The sequence below is a fragment of the Stenotrophomonas sp. 63632_Sma genome (assembly GCF_056482875.1).
The window spans coordinates 3,982,392-3,995,121 of record NZ_CM151220.1 but is presented as its reverse complement, the minus strand read 5'-3'; the positions used below and the strand labels follow the sequence as shown (position 1 = coordinate 3,995,121).

The 12,730-nt window shown below is 66.4% G+C and carries 8 protein-coding genes; 5 read left to right on the top strand and 3 right to left on the bottom strand.

The genetic code is table 11. The features are described from left to right. Positions 1 to 87 precede the first annotated feature (87 nt). The 3 genes from ACZK45_RS18515 to ACZK45_RS18505 form a co-directional block, all read right to left on the bottom strand. A complete protein-coding gene (locus ACZK45_RS18515) occupies positions 88 to 2,445 on the bottom strand; it encodes a beta-N-acetylhexosaminidase (RefSeq protein ID WP_478445056.1) in 2,358 nt (785 codons plus the stop codon). 111 nt (positions 2,446 to 2,556) lie between these two features. After that, positions 2,557 to 5,265, bottom strand: coding sequence for a TonB-dependent receptor (locus ACZK45_RS18510; RefSeq protein ID WP_478445055.1), 2,709 nt, complete (start codon positions 5,263 to 5,265; stop codon positions 2,557 to 2,559). 143 nt (positions 5,266 to 5,408) lie between these two features. Next, positions 5,409 to 6,425 (bottom strand): glucokinase family protein, encoded by a 1,017-nt coding sequence (locus ACZK45_RS18505; protein WP_032130422.1) that lies wholly within the window; start codon positions 6,423 to 6,425, stop codon positions 5,409 to 5,411. A gap of 376 nt (positions 6,426 to 6,801) precedes the next feature. Between ACZK45_RS18505 and ACZK45_RS18500 the strand changes: the two genes are divergently transcribed. The 5 genes from ACZK45_RS18500 to ACZK45_RS18480 are packed head-to-tail and all read left to right on the top strand — an operon-like array spanning position 6,802 to position 12,464. Continuing rightward, positions 6,802 to 8,091: a sugar MFS transporter gene (locus ACZK45_RS18500; RefSeq protein WP_106469126.1), complete on the top strand. Its 1,290-nt coding sequence runs from the start codon at positions 6,802 to 6,804 to the stop codon at positions 8,089 to 8,091. 39 nt (positions 8,092 to 8,130) lie between these two features. After that, entirely contained in the window at positions 8,131 to 9,198 is a 1,068-nt protein-coding gene (locus ACZK45_RS18495; protein WP_006391719.1) for a LacI family DNA-binding transcriptional regulator, read from the top strand. Positions 9,199 to 9,205: 7 nt separating this feature from the next. Further along, on the top strand, positions 9,206 to 10,234 hold the full coding sequence (locus ACZK45_RS18490) for an SIS domain-containing protein (RefSeq protein WP_049400482.1): 1,029 nt from the start codon (positions 9,206 to 9,208) through the stop codon (positions 10,232 to 10,234). Further along, complete coding sequence (nagA, locus tag ACZK45_RS18485; RefSeq protein ID WP_478445054.1) at positions 10,234 to 11,382, top strand: N-acetylglucosamine-6-phosphate deacetylase; 1,149 nt, start codon at positions 10,234 to 10,236, stop codon at positions 11,380 to 11,382. Before ACZK45_RS18490 ends, nagA begins: the two co-directional genes overlap by 1 nt. After that, positions 11,382 to 12,464: an acyltransferase family protein gene (locus tag ACZK45_RS18480; protein WP_478445053.1), complete on the top strand. Its 1,083-nt coding sequence runs from the start codon at positions 11,382 to 11,384 to the stop codon at positions 12,462 to 12,464. Before nagA ends, ACZK45_RS18480 begins: the two co-directional genes overlap by 1 nt. Positions 12,465 to 12,730 lie beyond the last annotated feature (266 nt).

Below are 12,730 nucleotides of genomic sequence, written 5' to 3'. Positions count from 1 at the left end.
CCGTAGATCCACGCCGTGCGTGGCCATGCGTGGATGAACTGCCCGGGGTGCCGACCAGGGTCGGCACCCACCAGGACAGACCTGCCGTCATTTCCCCAGCGTGACCTCATCCAGCACCCACATCGCCGGGCGCGTGTCGCCGGTGAAGTTGATGCACAGGTCGCCGTTACCCTGGGTGCCCTTCGGCAGCGTCGCACGCAGGGTCAGGAAGCCATCGGCATCGGGCTTGGCCGGCAGCGGTACCTCAGCCAGCACCTTGCCGCTGCAGTCGCCGCGACGCACCTGCATCTCGCCATGCGCGCGCTTGGCCTTCTCGAAGCGACGCTTGGGCTCGTCGTGGGCAAGCTGGAAGTAGTACGGAATACGCCCCGCGCGGACCTCCAGGCTGCCGATGCCGTCCAGCTGTGCCTGCGGCCAGCGCCAGCACGGCTGGAAGATGTCCACGATGAACACCGCACGGTTGCCTTCGCGGGGGCCATCGTCTTCCAGGCGCAGCACCAGGCCCTTCTTGCCCACGCAGCTGAGCAGCTCATCGCTGCGGCGGCTGAGCAGCGACTGTGCGGTGAAGGTGGCAATGGTCGGTTTCGCCGCCAGCATCTGGCCCTGGTAGAACGCGGCAGCCTGCACGGTGGTTGGCAGTTTTCCGGTCAGCGGCTGCTGGTACAGCGGTGACTGCGCGCTCACCGGCTGGCCATCGGTGCTGTAGCGCACTTCATAGCCCAGCGGATTGGCCAGCGACACCGTCACCGTGTTGTCCGCGCGATTGTCGGTGTAGTCCACGCCCACTTCGAACGGAGTCTGCGCATAGGCCAGGCCCCAGGCACGGTAGCGCTGCAGCTGGGACGGCAGGCGCGCGAGGAAATCGCGGAAATCGCGATGTTCCGGCGTGCTCCAGCCGGTCTCGGCCACGGCGGCCAGGCGTGGGAACAGGTTGTGCTGCAGGCGTGCGTAGCTGCGCGTGTGCTCGGTGAACATGTTGGCCTGCAGGCCGAGGATGTGCCCGCGCTTGTCAGCGGCCAGCTCGGCCGGCACCGGCTCGAAGTTGTACAGCTTGCCGAGGTTGACCTGGGTCGGGCGGCCGGGCGGTTCGTTCGGCGAGGCCGTCTGCAGGTAATCCAGATAGAGGTAGCCGACCGGCGACATGATCACGTCATGGCCGGCGCTGGCCGCAGCCAGGCCGCCTTCGGTGCCCTGCCAGGACATCACCGTGGCCTGCGGCGGCAGCCCGCCTTCGAGGATCTCATCCCAGCCGATCAGGCGCCGGTCGTGCTCCTCCAGGAAGGTCTCCAGGCGCTTGATGATGTGGCTCTGCATGGCCATTTCATCCTTGATGCCCAGCGCACGCATGCGCTGCTGCACCTGCTTCGACGCTTCCCACTGGTCCTTCACCGCCTCGTCGCCACCGACGTGCACGTACTTGGCCGGGAACAGGTCGATCACTTCTTCCAGCACGTTTTCCAGGAAGGTGACGGTGCTGTCTTCAGTGTTGAACAGGTTGGGGAACACGCCCCATTCGCTGATCGGCTTCAACGGCGTATCGATGGTGCCCAGCTCCGGATACGCAGCAATCGCGGCAGTCGCGTGGCCCGGGACATCGATTTCCGGGATCACCTGGATATGCAGCTTCGCGGCATAGGCGATCACTTCGCGGATCTGGTCCTGCGTGTAGAAGCCGCAGTACGGATGCTCCTGGCCGCTGACCGGATCGATGCCGCCATCGCCGGCCGGGAGGCGGCAGCTGCCCACTTCGGTCAGCTTCGGGTAGCGCTTGATCTCCATGCGCCAGCCCTGGTCATCGGTAAGGTGCCAGTGGAAGGTGTTGAGCTTGTGCGCAGCCATTGCGTCGAGCACGCGCTTGATCTCGTCCAGGCTCTGGAAATGCCGTGCCGAGTCGAGCATGAAGCCGCGCCAGCTGAAGCGCGGCGCATCCTGGATCTGCACCGCTGGCAGCACCCCGTTGCTGCCGCCGGTGGCGAGCTGGGCGAGGGTGGTCGCGCCATAGAACAGGCCGGTTTCGTTGCCGGCCTGGATCAGCACGCCCTGCGCGGTGCTCTCCAGCGTGTAGCTTTCGCCGCTGTCGCGGAAGGTGGGCACGATCTGGAAGCGGATGCTGCCGGTCTTGGCTGCAGCCTTGCCCTTGGCCAGGACCAGGCGCGGGCCACCACTGCGGGCCAGCAGGTCGGCGAACTGGGCGGCGACGCGCTGCGCGACTTCGCCTTCGGCCTGCAGCACGGTGTCGGCGCGAACGGTGATGCCGCTGCCCTGGCCGGCCTGCACATTGCTGGGGGCGGGAATCAGCATCAGGCTGCCGGCGCGCAGCTGCGGGCCGGGTGCTTCAGCGGCAGGCGTGGGATCGGCGGCAAGCGCCGGCAGTGCCGGCAGCAGGGCGAGCAGGCTGCCCAGCAGCACTGCGCTGCGCATCCGGGCGCGGGAAGGCTTGACCATCGGAACGACTCCTTGGAACGGTGCGATGAACGCTATACATGAAAAACGCCGGGCCCGGAATGACCCAGGCCCGGCGTGCGTGCACGACTCGGCGATGTTGCCGCCGCTGGATCAGTACTTGAAGCGGAAGTTGAGGTAGTACTGGCGGCCGTTGCTGTAGAACGAGGTCGGGATGGCCGCGGTCTGGTAGTACTTGTAGGTCGGGTTGTTGAGGTTGAGCGCATCGAAGCTGATGCTCAGCCAGTCGGTGGCCTTGTAGCTCAGCGATGCCGACAGGGTGCCGAAGTCATCCTGGTAGTACGGGTTGGCGCCGGACAGGCCGATCAGGAACGACGAACGGCGGGTGTAGCTGACGCGTGCACCGAAGGTATCGTTCTCGAAGTAGGCACCGACGTTGTAGGTGTTCTTCGAAGTACCCAGCAGGTTGTCGCTGCCATCGGCCCAGGTGTGGTCGGTGCTGCCATCGGCGTAGGTGTAGTTGGCATTGACACCGAAGTACTCGCCGATCGGCTGCTCATAGGCCACTTCGATACCGCGCACCTTGCCGTCGGCATTGCGCGGGCGGGAGATGTTGTATTCCTCGAGACGGTTGGTCAGCTCGCTGAACAGCATTTCCTTCTCGGTGCTGAAGGCGACGTAGTCCTTCAGGCGCATCGAGTAGGCACCGATCGACAACATGCCGCGCGGCATGAAGTACCACTCCAGGTTGGCGTCGAAGTTGGTCGACACCACCGGCTTCAACTTCGGATTGCCGCCACCGCCGGTACGGTTCAGGTCCGAACCGTAGGATGAAGCGCCCAGGGCCGAGAAGTCCGGCAGAGTCTGCGTCTGCGACGCAGCCACGCGCAGTACCAGGTCGTCACGCAGGTCGTACTTGAAGTTGGCGCTCGGCAGCACACGGTTGTGCTTGTTCTCGAATGCTTCGCGGGTCCACGCGCCGAACAGGCTGCTCACGTCCGGCACGGTCGAACCGGTGGCGGCGGCGTAGGTATCGATATCCTGCTTGATGTTGACGTAGCGCAGGCCGACGTTGCCGCTCCAGCGGTCGCCGCTGAAGTTGCCCTGTACGTAGGCAGCGAAGTTCTTCTCGGACACCGTCCACTCGGCGCCGTAGTTGTGGCGGCCGGTCGGGCCGTCATTGCCGGACAGCCAGGTGGAGTTGTTGGTCACTGCTTCCTTCAGTGCGCCCGGGGTGAAGTACCACAGGTCACGCGGGAAGCTGCCACCGATGCCGTTGGCGAAGCCACCGGGGAAGTTGGCGGTGGCGCCGTTCTTCAGCGCATTCCAGATCGCGCCCGGGGTTGCGCCTTCCGGCGACTTGGCCTCGCGCTTGTGGTCGCCGAAGCGGGCGCCGAAATCAATCGAGTTCAGTACGCCAGCGTCGGCGAAGTACTGGTTGAAATCGAGCGTGGCCCACTTTTCCTTGTCGATCGCGGTGACCTGCTGGTTGCCCCAGGTGCCGAAGTCGGTCACGCCGCTCGGGCCGATGTTGCCCCCGACGTTCCAGTCGATCGGCGAGCCGTTGCCGTGGGTCGCCCAGGTGGCGCCGCCACCACGGGCCAGGTTGACTTCGGCGATGTACTGGCGCGGCGTTTCGCCGGTGCCCTTGGTGCTGCCAGCCTGGAATTTCATGCCCAGGTTGTCGCTGATCTGCCAGTCGGCATCGAAGGTGATGTAGTTGGTCTTGGCCTTCGACTCGCGGTAGATCATGTCGTACACCGCGTAGTCGCGGTCGGCCTGGCCGGCGAAGGTGGCGTTGGACAGCACGCCATCCTTGATGACGTAACCCGGATTCGGGGCCTGGCCCGGAATCAGGATCTTGTTGCCATTGGCATCTTCAACGGTGCGGTCATTGAGGATGCGGCCACCCCACAGCATGAAGTTGCGGTTGTAGTTGTTCGCCTTCAGTTCCGAGCTGAAGCCTTCCAGGCCCAGGGTCAGGTTGTCCATCGGCTTGAACTGCAGCGACACTAGGCCGCCCTTGCGCTCGCGGGTCTGTTCGAACAGGGTCGAGCCGAGCAGGCCCGGGGCATAGACGCCGGCCAGGTCCGGGTTGGACTTGGCCACGGTGCCATTCGGATCGATCTGGAAGAAACCGCCCGGGATTTCCTGCGCTTCGCGGCGCAGCTCGCGCTTCTGGCTGAAGGCCTGCACCATCACGCCGAAGTTGCCTTCGTCGTTCTTGTAGTTGAACAGTGCCGACAGCTGGGGGTCGTTCGACTTGGCCTGGTCCGAGCGCACCGCGCCGATCGAGCCTTCCGCGGTGAACTGCTTGGAGAATTCCAGCGGCTTGCGGGTGATGATGTTGACGGTACCGGTGGTGCCGCCGTCCTGCAGCTTGGCCTGCGAGGACTTGTTCACTTCCACCGAGCTGACCAGTTCCGACGGCAGCAGCGAGTAGCTGACGCTGCGGCCGACGTTGTTGCCCTGGCTGAGCACGAACCAGTCGGCCGAGCCGACGGTATGGCCGTTGATCAGGGTCTGGGTCAGGCTCGGGCTGGTGCCGCGCAGGCTGACACGGTCGGCTTCGTCGAAGCCGCCTTCGTCGGCGCTGGACGAGCTGATGTTCACACCCGGCAGGCGCTGCAGGGTGTCGGCGACGTTGTGCGCGGGCAGCTTGCCCACGTCTTCGGCGGTGACCACTTCCACGCGCGCATTGGCTTCGCGCTTGGTGTCCAGCGATTTTTCCATCGAACCACGGATGCCGGTGACCTGCACGGTATCCAGGTCGGTGGCGGTCTGGGTGGCCTGCTGCGCGTGCGCGCTGAAGGCGAGGCAGCTGACGATGGCGGCCGAAAGCAGGGTCTTGCGGGTGTTCATGATGTCTCTCCTCATCACTCGATTGGATGCCGGCGGCGGTGTTCGATTACGGTTGCGATGACATGCGCGGGGCGGCGGCGAAGTCCCGTGCGTTGGCGTGCCACGTACTGCGTGCTGCGATTGCGTTGAAGCCTGTTGCGGTGTCAGGCGGCCGACTGCTGCAGGTACCAGCTGGCAGCGCCGACCACGCCCAGCTGGCCGTGCTCGACGACCTTCACCGGGATGCGTGCCAGCGCTTCGCCCATCGGTCCCTTCTGCAGGTAGCGTTCGACGAAGGTGCTGGCGTGCAGGTATTCACGGATCTGCGGCAGGATGCCGCCGGCCAGGTAGACGCCACCGTGGGCGCCGTAGAACAGCGCCATGTCGCCGATGGTGCTGCCGAGCAGGCCGCAGAACACATCCAGCGCCTGGCGCGCATGTGCATCGCTGTCGGCCATGGCCGCAGCGGTAACCGCGTCGGGGCTGGCCAGGGTCGGCGCCTGGCCCTGCAGTGCGCACACCGCGCGGTACAGGTTCATCAGGCCCGGGCCGGAGATCGCGTGTTCGATCGACACGTGCGCGCGGTCGCGCTGCATGTGGCGGACGATGGCCATTTCCAGTTCGGTGCTGGCGGCCAGGGTCGGTTGCCCGGCTTCGGTCGGGAGCACCACCGGGCCGTGCGCGGTGGGGATCCACAGCGCGGCGCCGAGGCCGGTGCCGGGGCCGACCACCAGGGTCGGGCCGCGGGCGGCGGTTTCCGGTCCGCACAGGTGCAGCACGCCACTGGCGTCAACCTGCGCAGCGGCGTAGGCCACGGCTTCGAAGTCGTTGACGATGTAGACCCGCTGCAGGCCGACGTCGGCTTCCACCTGGCGCGCCGACAGCGGCCACGGCAGGTTGGCGGTGATCACCGTGCCGTCCTCGCGGGCGTAGCCGGCACTGGCGACCACGCAATGCGTGGGCCGCGGGCCTTCGCCGAGGAAGTCGGACAGGATCGCGCTGAGGCCGGCATGGTCGGCGTTGCGGTACTTGCGGTACTCCAGCACCTGCACCGGATGGGCGGCATCACCGCTGGCCTGGACCCGGGCCACGCGCACATGGGTGCCACCGACGTCGGCGGCCAGGAACGTCGGCGCGACTCGGGACAGGACATGGGCCGGGGCGGGGTGGCTGGCGGTCACGCGGGCTCCTGCTGCAGGTGGGGCCGGACCCGGGATCGGGGGCGGCGATTGGGGCGGAGTCTGTAACCCCGCTGACAACGATGTCAACGAGTTCGTGACACTTTCGTTGCTGCATCGCAACGAATGCGACATGCAGTAAACGTTTACATGGCGTGAGTGCAGGTTTCACGTGGGAACCGTTGCCGCACATGGGCCAAGGCCTTCGGCGCATTCAGCACGATGCGTTGCGATCGGGTTGCGCAGTGCAGCACGAGGTTCACAGGGCTGCGTGTGGAAGTTGACAAACCGCAGCTGTCCATCGAAAGAATGTGACAACGTTGTTCCCAGCCACTCTCCGACGCCGCGTTCTGCGGCCGTCGCCGCAGGAGCCCTCCTGATGTCCGCCGTCCCCGCTGCAAGCGCGCGCCCGAACGTGGCCACTTCCATCGCCATCGTTGGCGTGTTGTTCTTCCTGATCGGCTTCTTCACCTGGCTCAACGGCCCGCTGATCACCTTCGTCAAGCTCGCCTTCGAACTCAGCGAGGTCGGCGCCTTCCTGGTGCTGATGGTGTTCTACCTGTCCTACTTCTTCCTGGCCCTGCCGGCGTCGTGGATCCTGCGCCGCACCGGCATGAAGAAGGGCCTCAGCCTGAGCCTGCTGGTGATGGCCGGTGGTGCTGCGTTGTTCGGTGAATTCGCCACCCAGCGCTGGTATCCGGGGGCGCTCGGCGGCCTGTTCGTGATCGGTAGCGGCCTGGCGCTGCTGCAGACCGCGATCAACCCCTACATCTCCATCCTCGGCCCGATCGAGACGGCGGCACGCCGCATCGCGCTGATGGGCATCTGCAACAAGATCGCCGGCATGCTGGCGCCGGTGCTGATCGGCACGCTGGTGCTGCACGGCATCGGTGACCTCGATGCACAGGTGCAGGCCGCAGATGCGGTCACAAAGGCCGCGCTGCTGAACGAGTTTGCCGCCAAGATCCACACCCCGTACCTGGCGATGGCTGCGCTGCTGGTGGTGCTGGCGGTGGCGGTGCTGTTCTCGCCGCTGCCGGAAATCAAGTCGTCCGAAGCCAACGCCACGCCGGCGGCTGCCGGTGCCGCCGAGCGTCGCAGCATCTTCCAGTTCCCGCATCTGTGGCTGGGCGTGCTGTGCCTGTTCGTCTACGTGGGCGTGGAGGTGATGGCCGGCGATGCCATCGGTACCTACGGCCACGGCTTCGACCTGCCGCTGGACCAGACCAAGATGTTCACCTCGCTTACCCTGGGCGCAATGCTGGTCGGTTACGTGGTCGGCCTGCTGCTGATCCCCAAGGTTGTCTCGCAGTCGCGCTACCTGACCATTTCGGCGGTGCTTGGCGTGGTGTTCTGTCTTGGCGCCTGGGCCACCCACGGCTATGTGTCGGTAGCCTTCGTGGCCCTGCTGGGCTTTGCCAACGCCATGATGTGGCCGGCCATCTTCCCGCTGGCGATCCGTGGCCTGGGCCGCTTCACCGAAACCGGCTCGGCCCTGCTGGTGATGGGCATCGCCGGTGGCGCGATCATTCCGCAGCTGTTCGCCGTGCTCAAGCAGCACATCGACTTCCAGCTGGTGTTCGTGCTGCTGATGGTGCCGTGCTACCTGTACATCCTGTTCTATTCGGTGATCGGGCATCGCGCCGGCCTGCCGCAGGACAAGGCCTGATCGGCGATGATGGACGGCAGCCAACCCCAGGGAAAACCCATGCGCAGAGCGACTATCAAGGACGTTGCGGAGAAAGCCAAGGTCTCGCTGAAGACGGTCTCGCGCGTGATCAACAACGAGCCCTCGGTGATGCAGGCCACCCGCGCGCGGGTGCTGCGTGCCATCGCCGAGCTCGACTACGAACCCGATCCGTCCGCGCGCAACCTGCGCAGCGGCACCACCTTCGTGATCGGGCTGGTCTACGACAACCCGAACCCGTACCACATCATCGGCGTGCAGAACGGCGTGCTGGCCGCGTGCCGCGAGACCGGTTTCGGCCTGCAGATCCATCCCTGCGATTCCAGCTCGCCGCTGCTGGCCGATGAGCTGGCCGACTGGGTGCAGCGTTCGCGCCTGGCCGGGTTGGTGCTGACCGCACCGATGTCCGAGCGCCGCGACCTGATCCAGGCGCTGACCGCGCGCGGCATCAAGCTGGTGCGCATCATTGCGGCCACCGAAGACCCGGCCGATGGTGCCTGCGTATTCGTCGACGACCGCGAGGCCGCCTACGAGATCACCGAGCACCTGATCCAGCTGGGCCACCAGCGCATCGGCTTCCTCTGGGGCGGCATCTCGCACCGCTCCTCGGGCGAACGCTATGCCGGTTACGAAGCCGCGCTGAAGGACTACGGCATGACCGTGGACAAGCATCTGGTGGTGCAGGGCGACTACACCTTCGACGATGGTTTCCGCGGCGCGCGCCGCCTGCTGGCGCTGCGCGAGCCGCCCACCGCCATCTTCGGTTCCAACGACGAAATCGCTGCCGGCGTGCTGGCCGCTGCCAAGTCGGCCGGCATGAACGTGCCCTACGACCTGTCCATTGCCGGTTTCGAGGACAGCCCGTTCTCGCGCCAGTCGTGGCCACCGCTGACCACCGCCAAGCAGGCCACCGAAGACATCGCCCGCCACGCCGCGCGCTTGCTGATCGCACAGCTGCGCAGCGACGCCTACGACGATGCGCCGGCACCGCTGCACAACCAGGGCTTCGTGCCACAACTGGTGGTGCGCGGCTCGACCGCGCCGATGCGCCCGGCCGGCGCACGCCCCCTTCCTTCCGATCCTGCCTGAGCCTGCCATGTCGCTGTCAGACCCCACGTCCACCCTGATGTTCGCCGAAGCCGCTGAAGCGGCCGACGTGGTCGCGCGCCAGTTCTCGCGCAACCACGCCACCATGGAAACCCTGGCTGCCAGCCTGCGCGCCGCGCCGCCGCCGTTCGTGGTCACCTGCGCACGCGGCAGCTCCGACCATGCCGCCACCTATGGCAAGTACCTGCTGGAAACCCAGCTGGGCCTGGTGGTCGCATCGGCTTCGCCGTCGGTGGGTTCGGTCTATGCCGCACCGCTGCAGCTGCGTGGCGCGCTGTTCATCGTCATCTCGCAGTCGGGCAAGAGCCCGGACCTGCTGCGCAACGCGGAAGCTGCCAAGGCTGCCGGCGCGCGCGTGATCGCACTGGTCAACGTCGAGGATTCGCCGCTGGCGCAGCTGGCCGATACGGTCATTCCGCTGCACGCCGGTGCCGAGAAGAGTGTGGCGGCGACCAAGAGCTACCTGGCGTCGCTGGCTGCGCTGCTGCAGCTGGCTGCCTACTGGAAGCAGGACGCAAGCCTGCGTGCGGCGCTGGACCTGCTGCCGGACGCGATGCGCGAGGCCTGGCAGTGCGACTGGACGCCGGTGACCGAGGGCCTGGTCGAGGCGACCAACCTGTTCGTGCTCGGCCGTGGCCTGGGCCTCGGCGCTGCGCAGGAAGCTGCATTGAAGTTCAAGGAAACCTGCAGCCTGCATGCCGAAGCCTACAGCTCGGCTGAAGTGAAGCATGGCCCGATGGCGCTGGTCGACCGCGGTTTCCCGGTGCTGGCCTTTGCGCAGCCTGATGAAACCGGCGCCGGCACCCGTGCCGTCGTCGAGGAATTCACCGCGCGCGGTGCACAGGTGTGGATGGCCGGTGCCGGTGGCAACCTGCCGGTAGCGGCCGCGCCGCATCCGCTGTGCGCACCGCTGCTGACCGTGCAGAGCTTCTACCGCGCGATCAACGCGCTGGCGCTGCGTCGTGGCTTCAACCCGGATCTGCCGCCGCACCTGAACAAGGTCACGGAGACGGTGTGATGGCCACGGTCCTGCGCAATGCCCGCATCCTGGCAGGCGACGAGTTCCGCGACGATCTGGCGGTCGTGATCGAGCATGGCCGCATCAGCGCGCTGCTGCCCGATGCAGCGCCGCAGCTGGGCCAGGCCGCCGAGCAGGTTGATCTGAGCGGTGGCTGGCTGCTGCCCGGTTTCATCGATGTGCAGGTCAATGGTGGCGGCGGCGCGCTGTTCAACAACACGCCAGACGTGGCGGCACTGCGCACCATCGCGCAGGCGCACCGTCGTTTCGGTACCACCGCGATGCTGCCAACGCTGATCAGTGATGATGTGGGCGTGATGCGCGAGGCCATCGGTGCGCTGCGCGAGGCAATCGCACAGGGGGTGCCGGGCGTGATCGGCATCCATCTGGAAGGCCCGTACATCGCGCCGGCCCGCAAGGGTACGCACGATGCCAGCAAGTTCCGTGTGCCAGACGAAGCAGAGATCGCTCTGGCCGCATCGCTGGACAACGGTGTGACACTGCTGACGCTGGCACCGGAACGCGTGCCGCTGGAGACCATTCGCGCGCTGGTCGAGCGCGGCGTGATCGTTGCCGCTGGGCATACCGCAGGCACCTACGAAGAGATCCGCGCCGGTCTGAATGCAGGCGTGCGTGGCTTCACCCACCTGTACAACGCGATGTCGCCGCTGCAGGGCCGTGAGCCCGGCGCGGTGGGCGCTGCGCTGGAAGACCGCGACAGCTGGATCGGCATCATCGTCGATGGCGTGCATGTGCATCCGGCCAGCCTGCGCGTGGCGCTGGCAGCCAAGCCGCGTGGTCGCCTGCTGCTGGTCACCGATGCGATGCCGCCGGTTGGCGCCGACGATCCCAGTTACGTGCTGTACGGCGAAACCATCACCGCCATCGACGGCGTGGTGCGCAATGCCGCCGGTTCGCTGGCGGGCTCGGCGCTGGACATGGCCACCGCGGTGCGCAACACCGTGCAGCTGCTCGGCCAGCCACTGGCCGAAGCCGCGCGCATGGCCTCGACCTATCCGGCGCAGTTCCTCAACGTTGACGATCGTCTGGGCCACATCGCCGCGGGCTACCAGGCCGACCTGGTGCTGCTGGACGATGCCCTGCAGGTGCGTGGCACCTGGATTGCCGGACAATACGAGGCCGCCTGATGGCCGATCCCTTGAAGGGAAGTATGCCGCCGCGCCGCCTGGGCTCGATCGATGCCCTGCGCGGCATCACCGTGGCGGCAATGCTGCTGGTCAACAACCCGGGTGACTGGAGCGCGGTGTTCGCGCCGCTGCGTCATTCGGAATGGCATGGCTGCACGCCCACCGACCTGGTGTTCCCGTTCTTCCTGTTCCTGGTGGGCGTGTCGATGGCCTTCAGCGTGGCGCCACGCGCGCTGGACGCGTCGGCGCGACCGGCATTGGCACGCGGCGTGCTGGAACGCGCGCTGCGCATCCTGCTGGCTGGAGCGCTGCTGCACCTGCTGATCTGGTGGGCGCTGCATACCCCTCACTTCCGCATCTGGGGCGTGCTGCAGCGGATCGCGGTATGCGCGGCGCTGGTGGGCGTACTGGCGGTGTATGCGCGGCCGCGCATGCAGGCGGGCGTGCTGGTCACGTTGCTGGTGGGGTACACGGTGCTGCTGCTGGGCATCGGTGACCTGGCGCCATGGACCAACCCGGCCAGCCGTCTGGATACCACGCTGTTCGCACCGTGGATCTACCAGTGGCATGCCGATACCGGACTCGGCCACGACCCGGAAGGATTGCTGAGCACGCTGGGTGCGCTGGCCAGTACCGTGCTTGGCCTGTTGGCCGGAAGACTGCTGCGCAGCGGGCGTGCCGCGGCGCTGGCGGGGCTGGGTGCGGTGACTGCCGCGCTGGGCCTGCTGCTGGCCGTGGTGCTGCCGTTGAACAAGCAGCTGTGGACACCCAGCTACGTGCTGTGGACCGGCGGCCTGGCCGCGCTGGCGCTGTGGCTGGGCCATGTGTTGATCGACCAGAAGGGTTGGCCGGCGCTGGGCCGGCGCTTCGGTGTCAACGCGATCACCGCGTATCTGGGTGCATCGATAATGTCGGTGGTGCTGATGGCCAGCGGCGCCTGGGGCTGGTTCTGGCAGCAGCTGGCCACCGCGATGCCGCAGTCGCTTGAGCTGGCGTCGATGCTGCAGGCGCTGGCGTTCGTCGCGCTGTGGTGGGGCGTGGCGTGGTGGCTGGACCGGCGGAAGATCTATCTGAAGATCTGACCCCATCCGCCAACGGCATCCACGCATGGCGTGGATCTACCAGGTGCCATGAGTGAATCGATTGGCGATGCAGGGTCAGTAGATCCACGCCATGCGTGGATGCTTTGCGCGTGATTCCCAAGTGCCGAAAAAATGAGCGATTTCAGCCACGTCACATTGGCGTGAGGACCGGGCGATTTCACATCTGAACTGTGATTCTCCGCACGCAAGTTCACCTGTCGAAACGGTTCACCACACGGCAGACTGCAAGCGCAGTGCCGCACATA